Annotated in this window: 19 protein-coding genes; 15 read left to right on the top strand and 4 right to left on the bottom strand. The window is 41.4% G+C overall.

Annotation, left to right across the window (positions count from 1 at the left end; all coding sequences use genetic code 11):
- The first annotated feature begins 4 nt into the window (after nt 1–4).
- From J2Z37_RS16550 to J2Z37_RS16525, 6 genes are all read left to right on the top strand, one after another.
- Entirely contained in the window at nt 5–7,150 is a 7,146-nt protein-coding gene (locus tag J2Z37_RS16550) for a WIAG-tail domain (protein WP_209811408.1), read from the top strand.
- 304 nt (nt 7,151–7,454) lie between these two features.
- Nucleotides 7,455–8,963 (top strand): hypothetical protein, encoded by a 1,509-nt coding sequence (locus tag J2Z37_RS16545; protein ID WP_209811407.1) that lies wholly within the window; start codon nt 7,455–7,457, stop codon nt 8,961–8,963.
- Nucleotides 8,964–9,144: 181 nt separating this feature from the next.
- Nucleotides 9,145–9,909 carry a YheC/YheD family protein gene (locus J2Z37_RS16540; RefSeq protein WP_209811406.1) on the top strand — a complete coding sequence of 255 codons (765 nt, stop codon included), beginning with the start codon at nt 9,145–9,147 and terminating at the stop codon, nt 9,907–9,909.
- 112 nt (nt 9,910–10,021) lie between these two features.
- Complete coding sequence (locus tag J2Z37_RS16535) at nt 10,022–11,119, top strand: YheC/YheD family endospore coat-associated protein (RefSeq protein WP_209811405.1); 1,098 nt, start codon at nt 10,022–10,024, stop codon at nt 11,117–11,119.
- Nucleotides 11,120–11,270: 151 nt separating this feature from the next.
- Complete coding sequence (locus J2Z37_RS16530) at nt 11,271–12,353, top strand: YheC/YheD family protein (protein ID WP_209811404.1); 1,083 nt, start codon at nt 11,271–11,273, stop codon at nt 12,351–12,353.
- Nucleotides 12,346–13,668: a YheC/YheD family endospore coat-associated protein gene (locus J2Z37_RS16525; RefSeq protein ID WP_209811403.1), complete on the top strand. Its 1,323-nt coding sequence runs from the start codon at nt 12,346–12,348 to the stop codon at nt 13,666–13,668. The genes J2Z37_RS16530 and J2Z37_RS16525 overlap by 8 nt, the downstream gene beginning before the upstream one ends.
- Nucleotides 13,669–13,714: 46 nt before the next feature.
- Here J2Z37_RS16525 and J2Z37_RS16520 read toward each other — a convergent pair whose 3' ends face one another.
- On the bottom strand, nt 13,715–14,749 hold the full coding sequence (locus J2Z37_RS16520) for a YeiH family protein (RefSeq protein WP_209811402.1): 1,035 nt from the start codon (nt 14,747–14,749) through the stop codon (nt 13,715–13,717).
- 154 nt (nt 14,750–14,903) lie between these two features.
- On the opposite strand from J2Z37_RS16520, the gene J2Z37_RS16515 reads away from it, so the two are divergent.
- The 4 genes from J2Z37_RS16515 to J2Z37_RS16500 all read left to right on the top strand — a co-directional run bounded on the left by J2Z37_RS16515 (nt 14,904) and on the right by J2Z37_RS16500 (nt 17,786).
- Nucleotides 14,904–15,815 carry a LysR family transcriptional regulator gene (locus J2Z37_RS16515; protein WP_209811401.1) on the top strand — a complete coding sequence of 304 codons (912 nt, stop codon included), beginning with the start codon at nt 14,904–14,906 and terminating at the stop codon, nt 15,813–15,815.
- A gap of 28 nt (nt 15,816–15,843) precedes the next feature.
- Nucleotides 15,844–16,581, top strand: coding sequence for an ABC transporter permease (locus J2Z37_RS16510; protein ID WP_209811400.1), 738 nt, complete (start codon nt 15,844–15,846; stop codon nt 16,579–16,581).
- Nucleotides 16,582–16,656: 75 nt separating this feature from the next.
- Nucleotides 16,657–16,854 (top strand): hypothetical protein, encoded by a 198-nt coding sequence (locus tag J2Z37_RS16505; RefSeq protein ID WP_209811399.1) that lies wholly within the window; start codon nt 16,657–16,659, stop codon nt 16,852–16,854.
- A gap of 77 nt (nt 16,855–16,931) precedes the next feature.
- Complete coding sequence (locus J2Z37_RS16500) at nt 16,932–17,786, top strand: hypothetical protein (RefSeq protein ID WP_209811398.1); 855 nt, start codon at nt 16,932–16,934, stop codon at nt 17,784–17,786.
- Nucleotides 17,787–17,881: 95 nt separating this feature from the next.
- On the opposite strand, the gene J2Z37_RS16495 is transcribed toward J2Z37_RS16500, so the two are convergent.
- Nucleotides 17,882–18,724, bottom strand: coding sequence for a YitT family protein (locus tag J2Z37_RS16495; protein WP_209811397.1), 843 nt, complete (start codon nt 18,722–18,724; stop codon nt 17,882–17,884).
- A gap of 242 nt (nt 18,725–18,966) precedes the next feature.
- Here J2Z37_RS16495 and J2Z37_RS16490 point away from each other — a divergent pair, with 242 nt between their 5' ends.
- From J2Z37_RS16490 to J2Z37_RS16475, 4 genes are all read left to right on the top strand, one after another.
- Nucleotides 18,967–20,133: an SAM-dependent methyltransferase gene (locus J2Z37_RS16490; protein WP_209811396.1), complete on the top strand. Its 1,167-nt coding sequence runs from the start codon at nt 18,967–18,969 to the stop codon at nt 20,131–20,133.
- 119 nt (nt 20,134–20,252) lie between these two features.
- Entirely contained in the window at nt 20,253–20,960 is a 708-nt protein-coding gene (locus J2Z37_RS16485) for an ion transporter (protein WP_209811395.1), read from the top strand.
- 31 nt (nt 20,961–20,991) lie between these two features.
- Complete coding sequence (locus tag J2Z37_RS16480) at nt 20,992–22,617, top strand: FMN-binding glutamate synthase family protein (RefSeq protein ID WP_209811394.1); 1,626 nt, start codon at nt 20,992–20,994, stop codon at nt 22,615–22,617.
- A 117-nt stretch (nt 22,618–22,734) separates the two neighbouring features.
- Nucleotides 22,735–23,736, top strand: a complete 1,002-nt coding sequence (locus J2Z37_RS16475) for a stalk domain-containing protein (RefSeq protein WP_209811393.1) — start codon at nt 22,735–22,737, stop codon at nt 23,734–23,736.
- Nucleotides 23,737–23,851: 115 nt separating this feature from the next.
- On the opposite strand, the gene J2Z37_RS16470 is transcribed toward J2Z37_RS16475, so the two are convergent.
- Both J2Z37_RS16470 and J2Z37_RS16465 read right to left on the bottom strand, forming a co-directional pair.
- Complete coding sequence (locus tag J2Z37_RS16470; protein ID WP_209811392.1) at nt 23,852–23,992, bottom strand: hypothetical protein; 141 nt, start codon at nt 23,990–23,992, stop codon at nt 23,852–23,854.
- A 27-nt stretch (nt 23,993–24,019) separates the two neighbouring features.
- Nucleotides 24,020–24,277 carry a hypothetical protein gene (locus J2Z37_RS16465; protein WP_209811391.1) on the bottom strand — a complete coding sequence of 86 codons (258 nt, stop codon included), beginning with the start codon at nt 24,275–24,277 and terminating at the stop codon, nt 24,020–24,022.
- Between the two features lie 329 nt (nt 24,278–24,606).
- Here J2Z37_RS16465 and J2Z37_RS16460 point away from each other — a divergent pair, with 329 nt between their 5' ends.
- Nucleotides 24,607–25,317 (top strand): DsbA family oxidoreductase, encoded by a 711-nt coding sequence (locus J2Z37_RS16460; RefSeq protein ID WP_209811390.1) that lies wholly within the window; start codon nt 24,607–24,609, stop codon nt 25,315–25,317.
- The last annotated feature ends 120 nt before the right edge of the window (nt 25,318–25,437 follow it).

Here is a 25,437-nt window from a genome sequence, read left to right as displayed (position 1 = left end):
TGAAATGGCCAATCCGAAGCGTCGAGGATTAAACAAGATTAAAGGAAAAGACACAGGTTTAGGCACCACATTAAGCCTTAACTTAATGAACGATTTTAATAAAAAAATGGGATTGACCGATGAGGAACCGAATGAGGAGATCGCAAAACAAAATTGGTCGGAGGATGTAGAAAAAGAGATTAGTGTCACCGTTAGTGAACCAGTTGTAAAAGCAGAATCAGACACAGCTCAACATGAAACGATCAGAGCGGAGCCTGCACCTAAAAAGAAAACAAATAAAAAATTAACCGGTAAATTGCAAAGGGAAAATAAATCGTCTGAAAAAGAAATTAGATTAAAAGAAAGAAGGAAGGCTCCAGGGCAGGCCATTATTTATACGGATGATATTCATGATCAGGCTGTTACGAATGAGAAGATCGCCAATCAGTCGATCGATGCAAGTAAAATTAAACCTGATAGTATTCACAGGGAAGCACTGGTGGACTATGCCGTTGATAGTAATAAAATCGCTAACGAAAGTGTAATCTCCAGCAAAATCGCCCCAGGATCGATTGAAGACATGCATATTGCAGAAAACCAAATCTCGGGAAAGAAGCTGATGGACCGTTCCATCTCTGGGGAAAAGCTGATGAACAACAGTATCACCTCGGAGAAATTAGCCGATAAAACCATTGATTCGATAAAGATTGCAGAAGGATCTATTTTGGCCAAACACCTAAGTCCAAACAGCATTACAACCGAATTGCTTCAAGAGCAAAGCGTTACGGGGGAAAAAATTAAAAAAGGGACCATTCAAAGCGACCATCTAACAAATAACATTATTGATACAGCTAAATTAGCCAATGATGCTATCAGTACCTATCATTTGAAGAATGGATCCATTACATCCGATAAAGTGGCCATGGATTCAATCGGTTCAAGTCATATCCAGAAAAAGGCGATTGCCCCTTCCCATTTAAATAGTGAAATTATTTCTTCCACCCACCTTGCTGACCAGGCAGTAAATACTTCCAAGCTTGCTGATCAAGCGGTGACTGTGGAAAAACTGAAGGATCACGCTATTCATTCCGAAAAAGTAGCAGAGGGAGCGATTACGGGATCGAAAATCGCGCCAGGCTCCATCACAGGGGATCATTTTAGAAACCAATCTATTCATTCCGAAAAATTGGTGGATGGAAGTATTACTGGTAAAAAACTGGCTGACAACTCGGTCCAAGCGAAGCATATTGAAGAGCAGTCAATCGAGCGAAGGCATCTCTTAGATGGAAGCATTAGCACGCCAAAAATTGCCGATCATTCGATCACAACCGTCAAATTGGCGGCAGAATCGGTCTCTGTTGATAAAATTATTGATCAATCGATTTCCACACGTAAATTGGCAGATCATAGTGTCACTTCTGGAAAGCTTGCGGATGAATCCATCCAATCCAAACACTTACAGGATCGAATTATTTCTGAACACCATTTGCAATTCGGATCGGTGTCTAGTGACCAATTAGTAGAAAATGCCGTTGTTGAATCAAAGCTCAACAAGTCTTCTGTTACCACTGAGAAGATTCAGGATGGCGCAGTGACAACGAAAAAGATAGCAAACCAAAGTATTACCGCGAATAAGTTGGCTGAAAATTCAGTTGGTACGGAGCAAATTCAGAACGAGGCCATTACCTCGGAAAAGATAGCCAAAGATTCGATCACTTCAGTACAGATTCAGGCGGAATCCATTGGGGCTAAGCATCTCGCCAATGGCTCCATTTTACCTTATCACCTTTCACAACATTCCGTTCACGCCCCCAACCTTGCATCAGAGTCTGTTTCAACAGATAAATTGGTGGATCAAACAGTAACAGAATCAAAAATTGCCGATGGCAGCATCAGTTCTAAAAAACTAGCTGAACGATCAGTTGCATCCAAGCATATTCAAGCACAGGCAGTGCAAGCGGGGCATTTAGCAGCAGGTTCCGTTGATACGCATCATTTACAGGACCAATCCATTGAGGAACCGAAGCTTGCACCTGGATCAGTAACCTCAGAAAAATTGGCTGACGACTCGGTTAGTACAGAGAAATTGATGGATGGCAGTGTCACAAGTCAAAAGCTATCATTGGGAAGTGTCCAATCTGAACAGTTGGGTTCTCAAGCGATTCGTAAAGAGCATCTAACAATTGGGGTTATTGATTCAGAACATTTAGCGGATTATTCTGTTACAACCACTAAACTGTCGGATGAATCCATCTCTTCAAGGAAGTTAATTGATCAATCAGTGACTACTGAAAAAATTGCTGATGCAGCCATTACCAAAGAAAAGATAGCTTCTGGTTCGATCACGCGGGAGACCATTGAGAAGGAGGCTATCCATCAGGAACATATTGCCTATGGTGCCATTGCCAACGAGCATCTTGCTAAGGATCTTGTTGGAGCCGAGCATTTGCAAAAGGATTCGGTTACAACTTCGAAAATTAAGAATGGCAGCATTACAACAGAGAAATTAGCGAATGAGTCCATCTCTTCTGAGCACATTCAAGAAGAATCGATTGGATCAGATCACCTAAAGAAAGAATCTATTCTTTCAGAACATCTCTCAAAGCACTCTATCCATACGTCCAACCTTGCACCGGAATCTGTTGCCACAGATAAACTAAAAGATTTATCCATAACAGAGTCTAAAATTTCCAACCAAAGTGTAAGTTCCGATAAGTTGGTTGAAAGGGCAGTGGCTTCCCGACATCTACAGCCAAAAGCCGTGCAAACAGAGCATTTGGCAGCTGGAAGTGTCCAATCTGAACAATTAGGGAAACAGTCTGTTCAAAAAGAGCATTTGGCTTATGGTTCTGTCCATTCCGCACAGCTTGTCGATCTTTCCATCACGAACGCTAAACTTGCAGCTGAATCTGTTACCTACGATAAACTAAAAGATCAGACCGTAATTACAGAGAAAATAGCAGATGCGAGTATCACTAGGGAAAAACTCGCACCAGAAGCAGTTACGGGTGAAATTATTCAATCGGGGGCGATTGGGCAGGACCATATTGCAATAAATTCTATTGTTAGCGATCACCTTACTTCGAATTCCGTAGGGACTGAGCATCTGCAGTGTGATTCCATTACAACAGAAAAAATTCATAATTTTAGTATCACCTCAGAAAAATTAGCTCCCGGATCTGTAACATTAGATAAATTAAGCATTGGTTCCATCGATGGGGAGCGCATTTGGGAAGGTTCATTGGATGGTAAGCATTTAAAAAATGAATCCATTGGGTCCCATCATTTAAATAAGGATTCTATTGTGACGGACCATATCGAAGATCAGGCCATAACCACTGCAAAACTTGAAAATGAAAGTGTTACGACGGAGAAATTAGATTCACATTCCGTTACGGGTGAAAAGATTGCATTGGGTTCCATTTCAGGCGATCACCTGGCAGGAGATGTTATTCAAGGCAAGCATTTGCAGCTTGAATCGATATCATCTGACCATATTCAGAATGAAGCCATTACCACCGCAAAATTAAAGGATCAAAGTATTACTACTGAGAAACTTGAGAATCAATCTGTCACAGGGGAGAAATTGGCTGAAGGTTCTATTTCGGAACATCATATCGGCGATCAAACGGTTACCTCTGCCAAACTAAATAATCGGTCGGTGACGGGTGAAAAATTGGCTCATCAAGCTGTGTGTGAAGAGCATCTACAGACCGGGTCAGTAAGCAACGATAAACTACAGGATGGCAGTGTAACAGCAGAAAAGTTAGTGGATCACTCGATTACTGGAGAGAAGCTAACAGCCAGTTCCATTAGTGAAGAACACCTACAGGTTGATTCAGTAAGCGCGGAGAAACTGCAGGATGGCAGTGTGACAGAAGAAAAGTTGGCAGAAGGCTCAGTAACCGATGAAAAGTTAAGCAAAGGCTCAGTCGGTGAAGAACATCTACAGGTTGATTCGGTTAGCACGGAGAAACTGCAGGATGGCAGTGTGACTGAGGAAAAGCTGGCAGATGGTTCTGTAACGGGAGAAAAGCTAAGTAAGGGCTCAGTCGATGAAGAGCATCTACGGGTTGGTTCGGTGAGCACGGAGAAACTGCAGGATGGCAGTGTGACTGAAGAAAAGCTAGCAGAAGATTCGGTAACCAGTGAAAAGTTAAGCAAAGGCTCAGTCGGTGAAGAACATCTACAGGTTGGCTCAGTAAGCATAGAGAAACTGCAAGATAGCAGTGTGACTGAGGAAAAGCTGGCAGATGGTTCTGTAACCGGTGAAAAATTAAGCAATAGCTCAGTCGGTGAAGAACATCTACAGGTTGACTCGGTAAGCACGGAAAAACTGCAGGATGGCAGTGTGACTGAAGAAAAGCTAGCAGATGGTTCGGTAACTGGTGAAAAGTTAAGCAATGACTCAGTCAGTGAAGGGCACCTACAGGGAGATTCGGTAAGCACGGCGAAACTGCAAGATAGCAGTGTGACTGAAGAAAAGTTGGCAGAAGGTTCGGTAACCAGTGAAAAGTTAAGCAAGGGCTCGGTCGGTGAAGAGCAACTAAAGGTTGGTTCGGTGAGCAGGGAGAAGCTGCAGGACGGCAGTGTGACTGAGGAAAAGCTGGCAGATGGTTCTGTAACGGGAGAAAAGCTGATCGCAGGCTCAGTTGGTGAAGAGCACCTACAGGGAGATTCGGTAAGCACGGCGAAACTGCAAGATAGCAGTGTGACTGAAGAAAAGTTGGCAGAAGGTTCGGTAACCAGTGAAAAGTTAAGCAAGGGCTCGGTCGGTGAAGAGCAACTAAAGGTTGGTTCAGTAAGCACAGAGAAACTGCAGGATGGCAGTGTGACTGAAGAAAAGTTGGCAGAAGGTTCGATAACTGGTGAAAAGTTAAGCAATGACTCAGTCAGTGAAGGGCACCTACAGGGAGATTCGGTAAGCACGGCGAAACTGCAAGATAGCAGTGTGACTGAAGAAAAGTTGGCAGATGACTCGGTAACCGGTGAAAAGTTAAGCAGAGGTTCGGTCAGTGAAGAACATCTACAGGTTGATTCGGTAAGCACGGAGAAACTGCAGGATGGTAGTGTGACTGAGGAGAAGCTGGCAGATGGCTCGGTAACCAGTGAAAAGATAAGCAATGGATCTGTCAACGAAGAGCATCTACAGGATGATTCGGTAAGCAGGGAGAAACTGCAGGATGGTAGTGTGACTGAGGAGAAGCTGGCAGATGGCTCGGTAACCAGTGAAAAGATAAGCAATGGATCTGTCAACGAAGAGCATCTACAGGATGATTCGGTAAGTACAGTGAAATTGCAGGATTGTAGTGTGACTAGGGAGAAGTTGGCGGATCAATCTATAACCATTGAAAAGCTAGCACTTGACTCAATAAGCGGAGAACTCCTACAGGCTGGAACGGTAAGTATGGAGAAACTGCAAGCTGGCAGCGTGACTAGTGAAAAATTGTCTGATCAGTCTATAACCAGTGAAAAATTAACTTTTGAGGCTGTCAGCGATAAGCATTTACAAGATGGATCAGTGACTACCGATAAATTGCGGGATAGTAGTGTAACCGTGGAGAAGTTGGCCGATCTATCAGTTACCAGTGAGAAACTAATCGCAGGTTCCATCAATGAAAATCATTTACAGGCTGATTCAGTAAGTACAGAAAAACTGCAAGATCAAAGCGTGACATTTGAGAAGTTGGCAGACCACTCGGTTACCAGTGAGAAGCTAATCACCGGTTCCATCAACGGGGATCATTTGCAGCCCGAATCAGTAAGTACGGAAAAATTGCAAGATCAAAGCGTAACTTGGGAAAAATTATCAGATTACTCGGTAACTAGTGAAAAGTTAACTTTAGACGCTGTAAACGATAAGCATTTGCAATCTGGATCAGTGAGTACAGATAAACTACAAGATAGCAGTGTAACCGTAGAGAAATTAGCCGATTACTCGGTAACTAGTGAAAAGTTAACTTTAGACGCTGTAAACGATAAGCATTTGCAATCTGGATCAGTGAGTACAGATAAACTACAAGATAGCAGTGTAACCGTAGAGAAATTAGCCGATCATTCGGTAACCAGTGAAAAACTAACCTTTAACACCGTATCCGAAAAGCATTTACAAGCGGGTTCAGTGAGTACAAAAAAGTTGCAGGATCAAAGCGTAACTAGTGAAAAGTTGGTTCATGGTGTTGTTTCTGGGGTTCACGTACGTAAGAAGGCACTTTCCGGTGAGCATTTAAAGGATAGCAGTATATTTAGTCAACACCTTGGTTTGAAAATTATTTCGTCAGAACACTTGCAAGATCTGGTTATCTCCACAAAACATTTATCAGATCAGAGTGTCACTAACAAAAAGCTGAGTCAACAATCGGTGACAGGAAATAATATCGTACCAGATTCAATTACTGGTACACACATTATAGATAGAGCGATTCAAAGTCGTCATCTTGAAAAAGCTTCAATCGTGGAAGAACACCTGATGGATGACATTATAGGAGAGATGAATCTTAAGGATCAATCCATCTCAACTAGTAAGCTTCAGGATGAAAGCATCAACACAGAGAAACTAAAGGGAGAAAGTATCACGGCAGAAAAAATTGCTAATGGTAGCATAACGGGCTCACACTTAAGAGATGATGTGATTTGCTCAAATCACATTTCTACCCACGCGGTAACAGCTAATCAGATTGCTCCTAATGAAGTGAAAACTGAACATATTGCTGATGGGGCAGTCTCATGTGAAAAACTGAATTTTAATCCGGTTCAGGTTAACGCAGGATACAAAAACACTTTGCAGCAATTCGGAATGAGTACCTTTGAGTTTTCTGGGGTAGATGAAATGGTTGACGTTGTTGTTGAACTAGACCAACCCTATAGTGTGCCATTTGTCCTTGTAGCAATGACGAACATGGTTGAATGTTATGCCGTCTTAAAAGAGCAGACGAATAAGACAGCAACGGTCACCGTTGTACGCCGAAAAATACAAGACCCTCATCAGGGAATGTTTTCATGGATTGCCATCGGGGAAAAGGTGGAACTGCCGGACCCTGTAGAACCAGAAGAAACTCCAGAATCTAGCGAAACTGTAGAAACTGTTGAAATGGCCCAAATCACTAAAGAAAGAAACCAAAGAAATAAAAAGGACCAAAGGAATAAATCGAAAAAACGAAAAAGAAGATAAGAATTCAAGTGGCACGCAGTCATATGCGTGCCTTTTTTTAGATAGCGCGCCCAGGCAAGCCTTTGAAACAGACTCTGGCTAGAAGAGGGACCGGTTTGTCCTTCATCTGTAACACCCTCCTTTGGACAAGTTCAAAACTCAACAATTCCACCACTTAATCACCAGATTTTGGGTACCGTTTATTAAATTATGCTTTTATAGAAGCATAACCTGAAAATCGTGTCAGGGACCTATGAACAAACGCCGTGTCCTTTCCGCGTTTCGCCAATAGGATATAGCACATAGGTTTGAAGGAGATGGTAAATTGGAAAAGTATTTAGTTTGGCGGACGGCTGGGTCGGGTGGTAAGGAAGATTTTCGAAGGCAGATTAACCAATTAATCGTTCAACTTATTCGGATGAGAAAGAACATTGGCAGGCTACGGACTTCTATTCACGGGGAAAGGCGTCAGAGGTTATTACAAGGGTTAAAAGAGTTTGATTTAACGATGATGAGGCTAATGTGGAGAGTCAACCCTAAATTTAGCCAATTTGTCAAAGTAAGGATTGCTGGTCATTCGGTCCTTATTAATAAAAATGTATGGACCAGGCGAAGGAAAATGAATAGGCGTCTCTTAAACAATGTTCTTCTTGTCAATAGAATTGAAAGGATCGTTAGTAATCTTATCGGAATGAAATTTTACCTAAATTCCTTCTTCCATATTGCGAACCAAGACGCTCGAGAAATGTTATTAAAGATCATGAGTACACTTAATAAAGAGTATTTTTATGCTCTCAAAAATTCGGGTTGTATTACTATGAGATACAGCAAGAAACCACACGGGGACATGGTTGGGAATAGTGGGTCGATTAGAAAAGTCTCATGGGTAAAGAATGTTGAGACTGTCAATCAGGGAACAAGGAAGGTCATTATAGAAAAGAAGGCTACGGTTCAACCAACTATTATAAAAGCCCACAATTCCGAAACGAAAAGAAAGTCTTTTGAACAACAGGATCTAAAGCTTTTTAACAAAAAAGAGGTGCCAGCAACCAAAGGACGTCTTGCAACAAAAAATCAAGTAATAACTCAACGCGAAACAAAAAAAGAAGACATAACAACGCAAGGACAGCAGAAATCTCAAAAGGAAATGAATGCAACAACTTTTCGTCGGAAACCTAAAGCAGAAACCGCCCACTCCTCGAACCAACAGTTAGTGAAAGAGGAACCTTCAAAAACAGTTCGTCGGAAACCTAAAGCAGAAACCGCCCCTTCCTCGAACCAACAGTTAGTGAAAGAGGAACCTTCAAAAACAGTTCGTCGGAAACCTAAAGCAGAAACAGCCCCTTCCTCGAACCAACAGTTAGTGAAAGAGGAGCCTTCAAAAACAGTTCGTCGGAAACTTAAAGCAGAAACCGGCCCCTCTTCAAACCAACAGCAAATCAAAGAGGTACCAGCGAAAACAGTCAATCGTAAACCGCAAAAAAAGAACATAATGCAGCCAGCAAAAAAGGCATTATCCGCAACAACAGTCGACCCCAAAACTAAAAAAGAAGTCCCCGCCAATGCTAGTCAGGAAACAGTCAAAAAAGAAGCGACACCAAGTGGTCATACTACGAAAAAAATGGCTCCATTTGCGAAAGAACAGCCTAGGAAGAAATCAAGCCAAGCTCTAAAAAAAGAGGCCAATGAGGAAACGCCTCATTCCATTTATCATGATGATTCATTGGATAATTTTGAGCAGTTTCTTGAGTCTTCCACATGGGATGACTCCACCAATCAAAAGCGAAAAAGAAATCACGAAGAGCGTTACATTGATCAAATTATTTTAGATTAAGAAAATCTCTAAAAGGGCATGCATTATTGGCATGTCCTTTTTCCCGTTTTGATAAGGTGTTTCTATCTTTCAACGATAAGATAAATTCAATTGATAGGATGTTAGCCGTTTCTTAAGAGAAGAATTTTCATATATTAATAGAAATAAAATTGTCATCCATTTTTGTAGGGAGAGAAAAAATATGAGAAATGTAAAGTGGGAGCGATATCATATTCTGGTAAAGGATGATGTGATAAGGAACTGTTTGCCGGAAACTAGATTATTCGATGTGGAAACGGTTTTTGATATGCTGCAAAAATACGAAGAGATTATTTTAAAACCAATTGCGGGAACAAAAGGGAATGGGATTTTTAAGGTTGCTTTGATTGCAGATGATGAACTTGAAATCCACCATTCTAGCAATCGGAAGAGAATGAATAAAGAAAAGCTAATAGAGCAAATCCTTGTTTTGACTAAGAATTCTCGTTATCTTGTTCAGCAACGAATTAGGTTAGCAGAGGTTAATTATTGTCCTTTTGATTTGCGCGTGATTGTGCAGCGGAAAAAAGGTTCAACGGCATGGGTGGTAACTGGTCAATATGCGAAAGTTGCGCGAGAAGGATTAATCACGACAAATATAGCAAAAAAAGGGAGAGCTATGACGGTTGAGGCAGCCATAGAGAATTCAAATATGGAGAAACAAAATGTGCAGAATTTGCTGCAAGAATTGAATATGCTTTGCCTAAGGATAGCTTCACTGATACAAAATCAAGAGCCTGAGAGAACGTTATGGGGGCTTGATATGGGCATTGATAAAACAGGGAAGATATGGAACATCGAGGTGAATGCAGGATCCGGATTGCGGGGATTCCGCAGATTAGAGGATAAAACCATGTATAGAAGGATTAGATCCTATTTTCGCTATAACAGAAAGTACAAACCACCTGGCACTAGTCACAATCCTTAGACCCTTCATACAAAGGATAGGCCACTTGCTAGACAGGAAACTAGAACCCCTAGATTTTGTTATTAATACGATAAAAGAAGCAGTTAAAAGTGATAAAAGGTGGTGTTATGGGGTGGAACGATTAGGTATTTTGCTTGGGAATTCAATTCTTAACAGAGTCATTAACAACAAAAAATCTTTCGAAAAAGTTTCATTATATCAGAAATTAGCTAAAAAGTACCAGTTAGAGCTCTGCTTCTTTCGTATAAGGGATGTTTCGAGTGAAACCGAGCGTGTTAAAGTCTATTATTATGAAAATGATGAATGGAAACAAGAAGTAATGGAAATCCCAAGAGTGATTTATAATCGGGCCCGGCTGTATTCCCAAGGTGATAAAAGAACACTGCAGCAATTAGTGAAAACCGGTAGGATTGTTTTTAATCAATGGAATTTGTATGGGAAATTATATCTTTATGAACTTTTGACGGAAAATAAAAAATTACGTCCTTATTTGCCTCAAACCCTCCCATTTGACAAGGATCATCTAAATAAGTGTATAGATCAATGGACATCTTTTTTTGTGAAACCAAACAAAGGTTCTGTTGGGATGGGAATTAAAAAAGCAACAAAATTGTCGGATGGGGAATGGGAACTGCAATATGTTAAACATGGTGTAAGGGAAAGGAAAGTTATGAATAAAGAAGCGCTCACGGCGTTTCTCACAAGTGCTTTATCGAGGAGACACCATATTCAAGAAACCATCCCGCTTGCCAGGTGGAAAGGAGCCCCTTTTGATATTAGGATCTCTGTTCAGAAAGGGATGGATGGTACTTGGAAAGTACCAGGTATGGTGGCCAAAGTGGCTGCGAAAGGGAATTTTTTAACCAATGTGGCCCAGGGGGGGAAATGCTATCCGCTGGAAAGCATCCTAGATCCTCCTTTAAAAGCTCCAAAGATTAAGGATCACTTGGAGGAAGTAGCGATTCAATTTGTGAAGTATTTAGATGGAAAAATCCCCCATTTAGCAGATGTCGGATTTGATTTTGGAATAGATCAGAAGGGGCATCCTTATTTTATCGAAATGAACTTGCGTGACCAGCGAAAATGTTTTGTAAAGGGGAAGATGCTCGATGTCTGGGGAAGGCTGTTTGAATCTCCTTTAGCCTATGGGCGTTATCTGCTAAATCAATGCAAAAAGCAAAAGGGAAGCAAATCTATGAACGTTTTATAGACTCCTGCTGAGTCAAAATTAAATAAGAAAAGTTATTTCCTTTTGAACTAGATATCCGCCGTTACCATAGCCATCCACTTTAAGTAATATGGGTATAGAGGAAGGGGACGTTATATCTAAAATAGGATAGTATCTAGCAAGGAGGAAGCATATGGAACGATCGTTGGGTATTCTTGTCAATGGGCGAACGATTCGTAGATTTATGATGTATCACCCAGAACGCGAACACTTGGATTTATACCATAGATTTGCGGAAGCTATGAATATTCAAGTGTTTTTTATACAACCGGAAAGTTTGCAATTGGAAGAAGGCAAGACGAAAGCCTACTATTTTAACCGGAAAATGGAATTGGTGAATTGTGTTATTCCCCTCCCGAAAGCCATTTATAATCGATCAATCAATTTAAAATCTGATACCATCAATAAAGTGAGGAAACTGCGGTCGCAAAAAATATCAACTCTTTTTAATCCGGTCTGTCGCTTTAGTCTGATAAAGGCTATCCGGATTTTACAGACAAATGAGGAATTAATTCCCTTTCTGCCCAAAATACAAGTTTTGAGTGCGAACACACAAGAACAGCTGCCTAATTATCACCAATTAGTTTATCGAGAAAAAGGACCAGGCAAAAAGTTGGTTGAAATGACGAAAAGAGAGGGACTTGTTCATTATCAAGCGGTGAACAAAGGAAAGTACGTAAAAGGGAGTTTTTCTGAGGATAATTGGAAAGAGCGCCTAAATGGCATCCTTGGCAGAGGACCCTATATGGTTCGTGAGTGTATTCCATTTCCAAAGTGGCAGGGACATCCGTATGTATTTCATACCGGATATCAAAAGAATGAACATGGAAAATGGAGCCTTAATGGATTAATTAGCCTTCTTTATTCCTCCAAATCCCACCCCATAAAAACGAAACCAAAGCCATTTTCTATTAATCAAATGGCAGACGATCAATCTAGCTGGATGGAAGGACCAAGTTTTGAGCTTATGAAATTAATCGGCCTTAAATCAGCCATGTATTTGGAGGCCTTTCTCCCGCAACTTTCGGATATCTCATTCGACTTCGTCATCTCGCCCACTGGCGATTTATTTTTATTTGATTTGTGTTTAATGGAAAGAAAAGAGCTGTACCATGAAGCAGAAGAATGGAAGATGTGGGAAAATTCGTATAAGCAGCCAGTTGCGTATGGAAAGTTTTTGTTACAGCAAAGATCTGGAGGGCATCTAAATGAGTAGGATCGTCAAATGCTCAGAACTACTGTGCAGGCAAATGGGCATTCATTCCGAAAGAGTTATTAACCTTCAATTTGGCAGTATACAGATCAAAAAGGTTAAAATAAAGCCATCTACTCTTCCAAACAACAGCTCCCATTTCGTTGTCCCGAATGAGTTGTTTCAACGGTTATATTTAAAGGATGGGATTGATTACAAACTTAGGTGGTTGAATTCCGATACGATAGAAATTGGGCCGACCATTGGATTTCTGCTAGGTGATAGTCCACATTCCTATTCAGCCAGTTTTATGCAAAAGTTTATGGATCGTTTTGCGATTTATCAAGATATTAAAGGATTTATCTGCGCCTTTGCGGAGGAAAATATAGATTGGGATAGGAAGATTGTTCATGGACTCTACTTTAATCCGAATGGAAAAAACATTGAGGCCCAATGGGAGTTTGGGGTTTTTCCCATTCCAAATGTAATTTACCGACGATACTTCCACAACGATGAGGAGAAGATTGAAAAACTAAAGAAAATCACGAATTCCCGTATCTTTAATTCCTATCGTTTTACAAAAATGGATTTCCACTCGATTTTGTATTCTGACCCCAACCTGCGTAGGCATCTTCCACATACCGCAATATTGTCTATCGAAAAAAACTTCCTTCATAGCTTTCTCAACTCCCATCCTAAGGCCATTATAAAACCTGTTGACCTCTCCCGTGGAAGAGGGATCCTCTATATTCAACGTCTTCAAGGAAGAAATTTTCTTGTTATTGACCATCGGCCGAAGCAGCCCGTAAAGATGCAGCTTTCTGGCAACAAATTTTTCTCTTATTTAAAAGAAGAAGTAAAATTTCCAGATAAACATATCATTCAGGAGCTTATTCCCATTGTAAAAATTAATTCCTCACCCTTTGACATTCGTGTGGTCATGCAAAAGGAGGATCAAGGGAAGTGGGTTTGCAACGGAATGGAGGCACGCCATGCAATCCCTAACAGCTATGTTACGAACCTAGCAAAAGGAGGTCATGCTACTTCTGTTCAACAAGCTCTCTATTTAGCTTTTGGTTTTTCTCCGAACCAGGTGGCGCAGAAGATCGAAGAGGTTGTTGAATTAAGCAAGCAAATCTGTCTAAAGATGGATCAAACGGAACACCATTTTGCCGAGTTTGGAATTGATCTCGGGATTGATCAAAATGGAAAGGTTTGGATTATCGAAGCCAATGTGTACCCAAGCTTTAAAGGAATCCGGCAATTTCATCAGGAACAATATGAGAGTATACGCTTTACACCTCTTCGCTATGCTTATGCGATAAGTGGCTTCAATTAAGAAAAGCCAGGATCTGGTTTTATCCAGATCACTGGCTTCTTTGTGTTTACCCCAAGGCTTGATAAGTAAATGTGACAATGGAAAGTAGGATTGAGGCTACTAACATCGCAAATAATGGCTTTAAACCTTTCTGCTTAAGCGCTTGGAAACTAACATTAAGGCCTAAACCAACCATTGCGGCAGTGAGTAGGAAGGAACTGAAAACGGCAATGCCATCTAAGAGTTCCTGGGGGAGCCCTGCGTAGGTTCCAATTAAGCTGGTGATGATAAATCCGAGAAGGAACCAAGGGAAATCTACGTTTGCTTCTGTTCCTTTATCTTTTCGTTTCATCCAGTAGGCTAAAAGAAAACAAAGGGGAACCAATAACAAGACCCTTCCAAGTTTCGCCAGTAAGGCAATCGCCAGTGCATCCGCCCCGGCAGGTGCGGCCGCTGCGGCAACATGAGCAATCTCGTGCAGACTGACACCTGACCAAACCCCATACTGAATATTTGTAAGCGGCAAAATCGGCAATAATAGTGTATAAATAATAGTGAAAATAGTTCCCATAAGGGCAATCATTCCTACGCCGATGGCTGTGTCATCATCGTTGGCTTTAATGATCGGAGAAACGGCTGCAATCGCTGCTGCTCCACAAACACCGGTCCCAACGGCAAGCATAAACGATAAGGCTTTTTCTGCTTTAATCCATTTGGCAATAAGCATTGTAACGATAATCGCTAGAACAATACTGAATACATCTTTGAGCAGAAGTCCTATTCCTTGCTGTAAAATAACTTCAACATTTAGTCTGAAGCCAAAAAGGACGATCGCGTATCTTAATATCTTTTTTCCAGAAAACTGAATCCCTGTTCGCAAGATTTCAGGATAGCCAAAAAATTGTCGGAAGAAAATCGCGAGTAGGATCGCTGTTACCATCGAACCCAAGTGGCTAATAAGGGGAACTTTCGCTAATCCCATACCGATCATGGCGATAAAAAAGGTAAATCCAACTCCAAAGATGGACCTCCAACGTGGGTCTTCATCTGGTTGCTTTCTTTCCGGACCGTGTATAACATGGGGCGTATTTCGAGCCTGCATGGTCTCGCTCCACCTTTCTCAATGAATTTTTTGTAAGTTTAACTTTACGATGTGGAGAAATAAAAGGGAAATACCGATACTTTATATATTGGATTAGGAATTTTAATAATACTTTTTATGTACTCAATAGATAATAGAGAGAAGGACACTTTTCATGATTGTCGATTCACTGAAAATCTTTATTACGGTTATACAAAAGCATGGTTTTTCCAAAGCGGCTGAAACCTTGCACCTCTCCCAGCCGGCTGTCAGCCTACAAATTCAGAATCTAGAACAGGAACTGGGAATGAAGCTTATTCATCGTTCGGCCAAACAGGTTGAACCTACGCAGGCAGGGCAAATCCTTTATGACAGAGCAATTGAGATTTTAGATTTGTATGAGGATGCGAAACAAAGGATTCACTTACTGCAGAATAAAGTGACAGGCAGTTTAAAAATAGGGGCAAGCTATACGATTGGCGAGTATATATTACCAGGGATTTTGGCGCAATTTTCGTTTCAATATCCACAAGTTGACATCGACGTGATGATTAACAATACAGAGGATGTCGTGCATTGTGTAAAGTCTAGTGAGTTTGACTTGGGATTGGTTGAAGGTGAGGTTAACAGCAAAGACTTGGCAATAGAGCCTTTCCAAAAAGACGAAATGGTTTTTATTTCCGCACCCACTCATCCATTGGCCTTTCAAACAGTTGTTCAGATGAAGGACTTACATGATCTGGTCTGGATTTTTAGGGAAAATGGCTCGGGTACGAGGGCTTACAACGACCGTGTCATCGAACAAAATCAAATTCGGGTAAAAAAATCTTACGTTTTTAGCAGCAGTCAAGGAGTAAAGGAAGCTGTGGCTGCCGGATTAGGGATTGGTTTTCTTTCCAAAGCGGTGGTGGAAAGGGAGTTAGAAGCAGGGACGCTAGTCCGTTTGAAAGTTCGTGAAGTACCTTTCTTACGGGATTTCTCGATTATTTTAAGGAAAGATCCCTACCTAACAAAAGCGACCCAAATTTTCATTCAGAATATAACAGGAAAGCCGATCGAAATGTCAAAACTAAAGCAAGAGAAATAAATGTAAGGGGGACCTTCTCATAGAATTATTGATTACGCTATTATTTATTGTATTTCCTTTAGCTATCTCATTGTATTATCAGCTTAAACTTGAAAAGGAAATTTTTATTTCCTCCTTAAGAGCCTTTCTCCAATTATTGGCTCTAGGGTTTGTGTTATCATTTATTTTTTCTCTGACGAACTGGCTCCATATCTTTGCTTATATCCTATTTATGACACTGGTAGCAGCTATTACAGCGCGTAAACGAGGAAAGGCTATTCCTTTTGCAGGGATAACAAGCTTTTGCAGTATTTTCATTTGCTGGCTGATCACGGTTCCGCTCTGGGTTATTTTTCAGGTGATTCCTTTAGAAACCCCGCAGGTGTTGGCTGTAAGCGGGATGGTGATTGGGAATGCAATGACCTCTACGGGGCTAACTTTTCATCTATTGCAGCGGGAATATACGCAAACGAAGGATCTGATTGAAACCAAGCTTGCTCTTGGGTTTACGATGTATCAGGCGTCACAGGAATGGATTCAACAAACAGTAAGAACTATTTTGATCCCGAACATTGATACACTAAAAACGGTAGGTCTTGTTCAAATGCCCGGAATGATGACAGGGATGATTCTGGCGGGAAGTCCACCATACCAGGCCGTCCGTTTTCAGATCGTCATTATGTTTAGCATCACAGCAGTTGTTGTAATTAGTGGGATCATGGTCAGTGTTGCATCCTACCGATTTTATTTTGATAAGAAAGTTCGGTTAAAGCGCACAGAAACTTAGCAATTAACCCTTCCTAATGCCCCCAAAAATAGAGGTGTCCTTCGAATAGTTAGTAGAAGGGAGGGGCATATGCCCATGAATATTTTGAAAAAATGGTTAAACAAACCCTCATCTTTGGACAAGTGGAGTATCGCTTATATTGATGTAAACCCATTCCGATTGCAAAATATGTCAAAAAGATTAGAGGAATCGGGAATTGAAACGAAGGTATTTGAGGATGGAATTTATGTAAGAGATGAACAGTATCAAGAGGCGATGGGGGTTATTCGCTAGCATAAATTTCCCGAGACGGTTGATACTATTTTTACCTATGTTTTAAAGGTAAAAATATTCGGGAAGAGTTGGTTCTTTTGGCTCCTGCTTATTGGTACGGTTTACTTGGCCTCATTGGCTTGATTATATTTACCGTGACTTTATGGAAAGTCAAGAATCAAAGAGTTTTTGCCGTTTATACATTTATTGCTGGATTAATTTATTGTATGGAATATTTCATCCTTGTACTCTTTAGAAGTTATGAATATTACCCTCACATAATAAGTAACAAGTACTTTGATAATATCCTTGGATCCATCTTTTCCAATGCTGTTATTGTTCCCATGACTGCAGCTATGATCGGAACGCTGCAGCTTGGTTGGAGATGGATTCTCTTGGTGATTGGAATTATACTTTCCATTGAAAAGTTATTTCTATGGTTAGAGATTTACCAGCACTTTTGGTGGAGAATTTATTATACCGCCATAGGGCTTGTTATCTGTTTTTTCCTCGCAAAGGTTTGGGATAAGAAACTACAAGGAGAGGCCTCCTTTTTAGTACATTTGTTCACTTTATTCTTAAGCAATTTCCTCTTTCAGGCTAGCGCGTTCTATCTACTTGTTGCGACCGGAAACATGTTTCTCTTTCATATTGGCTGGTTCTCGAACCCGATCCGTGATCATTTTGCATTTGCATCAGCCTACATTTTTTGTCTGAATGTTATCTATGTGATGTTGGTCATAAAGAGAATTTCCTGGAAGTGGAGAGTAGCGGCAATTGTCCTAATAACAGTACTGAATGGTTATTTAATAAAAGAAGGCATTCTAACTTTGTCTACCCATTGGTCTTTAATCCATTTTTTTATCCTTTATCTGATTTTATTTCTTATATTGGAAACCTATGATCGGTGGTGTTTCTCCAGTAATAACAATAACATAGGAAATTCCCGCTAAATTACAAAAAATCCATAACGGAGAACTTTTCCGTTATGGATTTTGTTTCTTATTTGATCAGTGGTTAGCGGAAAGATATTCTTATCCTATACCCTCTACCATGTATTTTTAAAATTCCCCACAACTTTATGTGCTGGCAACGCTGTGATAAAAGCTTGCGGGTCGATTCGATGGACGGTTTCATATAGCTCCGACCATTGAATATTCACAATAATACAGAGAATAACCTTTTTTTCTGCATTTGAGTAAGCGCCCAAGGCTTCCCAGGAAGTAACCCCTCGATGTAAGGAATGATTGAGTGCTTCTGATACCTCACGGCCTTTGTCTGTTACGATGATAACCGAACTTCTTTCCGCAATGTTTAGCAGCGATTCGTAAGTTTTTGCGCCAACATATATAGAAAGAACAGTAAACATCGCCGATTGAACATCAAAGAATACAGCAGATACTGCTACAATAACGACATTGACGATCAGGCCAAACTTGGCAATGGAAATATTTCGGTGCTTGGCAATGACCCTTCCCAATACATCCAAACCGCCATTTGACCCGCCAGCCCGAAGCATTAGGGCTCCTCCGACACCTGTTGCCACCGCACCAAAAATGGAATTGAGAATGATATTATCTGTCCACATGAGACGAATCGGAAGGAGGTGCAGGAACATGGTATCAGAAGATACAGCAAGAATTGTGTAGATGATAAATTTCCGACCTAAATGGATATAACCTAAAATCAAAAGCGGGATGTTGTAAAGGAAATATTGTGTCCCTACGGACCAACCGAAAATATGATAAAACAACATACATACCCCAGTGATTCCGCCCGCAAGCAGGTTTGAAGGAATCAACAAAGTGTTTGAACCTAAGGAAAAGAGTAAGCTTCCGAAGATAACTCCGAATATCTCAATGACCATACGTAATTTACCTTGATTCTTCATAGGATTTTCCCATCCCTTTTATTTTTCATGAAATGTAAACCGTTCACGAAGTGTTTCCCCTTTCCAATCCCAGCAGATCGCTGCAAATTGTCGCTAAGTATTTAATATAGATGGATCTGTTACTAAAATCAATATTAACTTTACATTGCTTATCCCTATGTTTGGAAAAATTTTGCATTTCCGTTTCATTCGTTTCATAATCTAAGAAGAAAAAGTATTCTGTAAGCTTAAAGGTGGTTTGTATGCAAAAGTATATGCTTGAACGTTTTTTTCAAGGGTTGAGTCCGCGGCATGCTTTTCAAATTCGTTATTGGGACGGAACATCTGAAATATATGGGGATGGGGAGCCTAACGTTACGATTATATTCAATGAAAAGATTTCGATTGCAGGCTTCTTAAAGGAGAAAACCCTTACCTTTGGAGATGCATATATGAATGGCTCTATTGAGATTGAAGGGAAGATTGAAGATGTGATCTCATTAGCGATATCGAATAAAGAGATGCTTTGGACGAAAAGCTTGTCCTTTTTACCAAAACTGACTTCCCTTGGTAAACGGAAAGAAAATATTCAACATCACTATGATATTGGGAATGAATTCTATAGCCTGTGGTTGGACGAAACGATGAGTTATTCCTGTGCCTACTTCAAATCACCCAAGGATTCCCTGCACCAGGCGCAACTGCAAAAAATTGACCATGTGTTGAAGAAACTCCAATTAAAAAAGGGTGAAAGGTTGCTGGATATTGGCAGCGGTTGGGGATGGCTTATTCTAAGAGCTGCGCAGCAATACGGGGTGAAATCCTTCGGTGTGACTATTAGTGAGGAACAGTATAGGAAAACAAAAGAACGAATTCGATCACTCGGCCTAGAGGGGCAAGTGGACGTAGCGCTCATGGATTATACGGAGTTGGCTCGTAAAGGATATTCGTATGACAAGATTGCAAGTGTGGGAATGTTTGAACACGTGGGCAAGGCCCACTATCCAATATTTATGAAAACGGTGCACGAGTTGCTTGGGGAAAAAGGATTAGTTTTACTTCATACCATTACACACCAGACAGAGGTCCCTGTTGATCCGTGGATTGAAAAAAATATCTTTCCTGGGGGATATATTCCATCTTTGCGTGAGATCGTCATGTTATTACCCGATTATGACTTTCATCTCCTGGATGTAGAAAGCTTGCGGCTTCATTATGCGAAAACTCTAGATCATTGGGCTGAGCGCTTTGAACAGCAGGTGGAAAAGGTCGAGCAAATGTATGATCAGCGCTTTGTCAGGATGTGGAGATTATATTTGCAATCGAGCGCCGCTTTCTTTAGAAATGGCGGACTGAATATACACCAGTTTTTATTTTCCAAAGGGGTAAACAATGAACTGGAGCTTACTAGGGATTTCTTATATTCTTAAGGAGCAGAAATAGGCCTTATCCGGTCATGGAAGAAGGTCTATTTCTTTTGTTCCCTAATTGTTATGGTAAAATATAGGTTAGTATACGTAATAAAATGGGGTGGTGAAGGGATGGTTATATGAAAAAAATATCTTTTGGCCTTATTTATGAATTGATTCTTGCGGTACTTGTGATCCTTTCACTGGTTCTGGAACTCCCGCCACACGAGGGTGCAATCTTTGATTGGTTTATCTGGTCCATCTTTTTTATTGATTACTCTGTCCGCTTCTTCAAAAGCGACAATAAATGGAGGTATTTTAAAGAACATCCCTTAGACTTTATCGCGATTCTTCCTTTGGACCAATTCTTACGTACCGCGCGTTTTGTAAGGGTCTTCCGAATCCTCCGCTTAATCATCATCATGAATCGTAGAACAGCTTTTCTAGACCTTTTATTGCGAAAATATAAAATTGATACCCTTGTTGTTTTAGTCATGTGTCTATTATTCCTCGTATCTTTACCGATGAAAGAGATTGAACCAGAATTCGATTCCTACGGGGACGCCCTTTGGTGGGCAATCGTTACCATGACAACGGTGGGTTATGGTGATTTGGCGCCGCAAACGACTGTTGGCAGGGTCATTGCAAGTGTTCTTATGTTGTCCGGGATTGGGATCATCGGGGTGATCACAGGGACTGTTGCCTCTATTTTTACGAGCAATAAGGATGATCACCTTCCCCAAGAACTTAAGCATGTGAGGCAAAAGCTAGATGCTTATCCTGATCTTGATCAACTAGACTATGATTATATGATAGAAAGACTGAAGAAAATGAGAGATAGTCTTTAATGGCTAAAATTCAAGCGGGAGGTCATGTCCATTGTTGTTAACCATCTTGATTATTCTTTTGGTCGTTTTTTTTGCCGGTCCATTTTGTTTTCTTCTATGGCTTCGTCAACTAGCAAGAAAACCGCAGCATTCCATCATTCGTGCACATCCCTATCTAGGGTGGATGAGATATTTGCTAGAAAAGCTGGGACCAGAGTTGAGACAGTATTGGTTTGATGGCGATAACGAAAACAGACCTTTTTCTAGAGCAGACTTCTTAGGGATTGTATTTTCTGCTAAATATCGGAATGACTTGGTTAGCTTCGGTTCCAAAAGAGATTTTGAAAAGCCAGGCTACTATATTGCTAACGGGTTATTTCCACTCTTAAATGCGGAGTTGAAAGTAGATAATCAGGAGAAAATTCATGCAGCAAAGTACAAAATTGACCATGAGGGTTTGTTTACACGACGTGAAACGCTGGAAAAAGATCAAACCACTCGTTGGCTCTATCCTGAAGAAGATACGATTATCGTTGGTCCGAAGCGGAAATTTCCATGGAAGCTACGTGGTCCCTTTGGAGCATCTGCCACATCCTATGGTTCGGTAGGGGAACATTATATTCTTTCAACAGGGAATGGCAGCAGGATGGCTGGGGGGTCATGGATCAATACGGGGGAGGGCGGTATTGCCCCTGAACATTTGCAAAGCGGTGCAGATGTTGTGGCACAAATCGGTCCCGGCTTGTTTGGTTATCGGGATGATGAAGGGATTTTTTCCTTGGAGGAATTTAAACAACACGCCGGAGAGCCTCATGTGAAGGCGTTTGAATTAAAGTTCGGGCAAGGGGCAAAAATTCGTGGGGGCCATCTGGAGGGATCGAAGGTAACAGATAAGGTGGCAAGCATCCGGAAAGTACAAATAGGCCAAACGATCAATTCACCGAATCGCTTCCCCTTTTTAAGCAATGCCGAAGAGACCTTGAAATTTATCAAAACCTTGCAAGATGAAGGTGGAAAGCCCGTTGGAATGAAGATTGTGGTTGGGCATGCCGCACAATTAGATGCTTTCTTTGAAACAATGAGAAAACTGCAGATCTTTCCGGATTTTCTTACCGTTGATGGTGGCGAAGGGGGGACTGGCGCAACCTATAAATCGATGGCAGATTCAATGGGGCTCCCACTCTATCCCGCCCTGCTAGCTGTAGTGGATAAGGCACATCAATTCGGCATACGGAATCAGTTCAAAATTTTTGCTTCGGGTAAGTTAATATCAGCGGATAAAATCGCCATTGCCCTCGCTATCGGTGCAGATGCGGTGAATTCGGCACGAGGCTTTATGATTGCGAATGGATGTATCATGGCCATGCAATGCCACACAGGTAAGTGTCCAGCAGGGGTAACGACGACAGACCCGAAATATCAGGAAGCATTAGTCCCAGAAGAAAAACAATGGCGTGTGATGAATTATATTATAAATGTAAGGCAAGGATTATTTGCCCTCGCTGCAGCTTGTGGGATTGATTCTCCTTTGAAGTTTACACGCGAACATGTCGTATTTCATGATGCAAATGGGAACGTTCAGAGATTATCGGATCTGTTTCCGATTCCTGGGTCTTACATAGATTCAACAAGTCAATTAAATAAGCTTCTCGAAAAAGAGGATTCGCAGGTAGGATAATAACTGGTAACTTTTACCTATGTATAATTTGGCGTCAAACCCAGTGATCCCCCTCCGAAGGATGTTATAGTGGATATATCCAATTGTCCCCAAATTTCATCTTTCGGAGGTAAGGTTATGTTCAAAAAGTGGATTGTTCCTCTCCTGTGTCTGTCTCTCGCCCTTCCGGCCGAAGCAGGTTATGCACAAGGGGGAAATAAAGAGATAGCAGTTAGCGTGGATCATGAACAAGTTCTGTTTACAGATGGGTCACCTAGGGTGAATGACAATAATCATACGATCGTTCCTGTTCGATTTGTTGTTGAGGAATTGGGATATAAAGTTGCCTGGAATCAGGCAAAGCAGTCGATTAAACTAAGTAAGGACGCTCAAAATCTATATTTTCGCATAGGACAATATGAATCTGCGATTATGGATTCCCGGACCTATGTACCGCTTCGTTACATAGCTGAGGCTTTTGGTGCGGATGTTCAATGGGATGCTCGTAATCATCACGCGATGATTCTGACCAAGGATATTATCGAAGAACCAACGGGACCAGTCGATGAGTCCGAGGAAAATGATACCCCAAACGAGCCCATTTCTGAAAATGAAATGGACAAGCCTGGTTGGGAGAAAAAAGCGGATGCCGTGATCCGGTTAGCGGAAAAATACTATGGCGTTGATTACCTATACGGAGCGAAGTCAGGACGGACAGATGTGTTTGATTGCTCTTCCCTTACACAATATGTTTTCTGGAAAAATAACATTAAGCTGCGCAGGACTTCGCGATCACAGTTCATTTATGACGGTGGCGACGTATTGAGCCGGGATCAATTGCGCAGGGGTGATCTGGTTTTCTTTTCTACCGCAGGTACTGCAAGGAAATACAAAAAGGATGATTACCGCCGGATTGGCCATGTCGGGATTGTAAAAGAAGTGAAGGATAATGGAGAAATTGAGTTTATCCATACCTTTCAAAAGGGGATCGGTGTCACAGACTCAAAAATGAACGCCAACCTTGACAAGGGCTGGTGGAACGCTCATTTCCTTTATGGGAAAAGGATGATAGATGATGACGGCACTGCTGCCAAAGATGTATCCGTTAATCCTGATCGAATTGCACAATACATAGAGTAAGATTTGACCCAAAGAGGTGGCACAGAGTTGTCCGCCCCTTGGGTCGTTTTTCTTTCCGCATAGGAAGTTATAAACTTCCTCGAATCTACATCCCTCTCGGCATAAGAAGCTTCTCTTATTTGTCAGGAAATATTCTCTGTAAATCCTCTTTTAACTCCTGCGAGATCTTCGCTTTAGGACGAATTTTTAGGATCATGGCTTCTGCTTTATCTATCGATTCTGCCTTGTTTAAAGCCAATAAAACACCTGCTGCCACGCTTCCAGCGCGGCCACCTCCGCCTTTTCAATGGAGAACAGCCTTTTCTCCCTTTTTGTAAGCGGCGACCAATTGATCAATAGCTTCCTTTAACTCTTTCGACTGATTTGGTTTACTGGCTTCGAGAGGGATATTTACCCTTCTATTCTCTTGACCTCCAGCAGATTCCTTTGCTTCCGCACGGACGTCTACGATGAAATTCGCCTTTTCCTTGTCGATGACAGTAGGGACATCTATTTCGCCGCAGATAAATAAGCCTTCTAGAAATGATTGATAGTCTTCCAAGGGACAGCCTCCTTTATCAGTAAGTGTTTAACATCATCATACAATGATTGGGGTTGAAAGACTAGGAAGGACCTACATATTTTTCCTTAAAGGAATGATTTTAAACTCTTTTGAAGGGGCCACTCTGAATTTTCGCTTTGAAACCCCATATGATACAATAAAGAAAACTTCCATCAGAAGGAGGGGCTTTCCTTCATCCCACCCTGATGGTTAGTTGCACTTATCGGGCATTTACGGGCAGTAGTCCTCTTTTCGTTCCGAAATGTTTTGGAAAAGAGGATCTTACTGCCCGTTAATGCCGGATAAAGGAAAAGAGAGGTGTACATAAAATGAAAATTGAAATTTGGTCCGATTATGCCTGACCGTTTTGCTATATTGGCGATCGTCGGCTGGATGCCGCGCTTAATAATTTTGCACACAAAGACCAGGTTGAAGTCCTATACCGTAGCTTTGAACTAGATCCTACATCAGAAAGAGATGTTGACGGCGACTATTTTGAAAAACTGGTGAATAAATACGGGATGACTCGGAACCAAGCGATCGAATCTGCAAAGAATTTGGAAAGACAAGCACAGATGGTAGGATTAGAATTTAACTTTGAAACCATAGTCATGACGAATACTTTTGATGCCCATCGATTAACGCAATTTGCGGCAGAAAAAGGAAAAATGCACGAAATGACAGAGCGGTTATTCCGTGCTTATTTTACAGATTCGAAGCACATCGGTGACCATCAGACGCTAATCCAGCTGGCCGAAGAGGTTGGATTAAATGGCGAGGAAGTTGCAACTATGCTTAAAGGGAACGAATATGCCATGGTAGTACGCGGTGAGGAGCAAGAAGCCTCACATCTCGGAGTGACAGGTGTACCTTTTTATGTGATCGATCGTAAATATGCGGTGTCTGGGGCACAACCAAGTGAGGTTTTTCTTCAGGCATTAGAAAAAGCTTGGCAGGAAACACAACCATTGACTGTGTTGAACGACCAAGGGGAAGTTTGTGACGAATCAGGTTGCCGGATTCCAGATAAGACAGAATAGAATCAAATGGGGGCTGCTGTGAAGTAGCCTCTTTGTGCGCTTGGCAGCGCACTATACTTATCGGGTTCAAGTCCCGTGTGCACCGACGGCCGGAAGCGCTAGCAGACAGACAGTGCGTCA

It is taken from the genome of Ammoniphilus resinae (assembly GCF_017873965.1).
GTDB lineage: Bacteria > Bacillota > Bacilli > Aneurinibacillales > RAOX-1 > Ammoniphilus_A > Ammoniphilus_A resinae.
The sequence above is the reverse complement of the archived record's forward strand: the minus strand, read 5'-3'. Positions and strand labels throughout refer to the sequence as shown.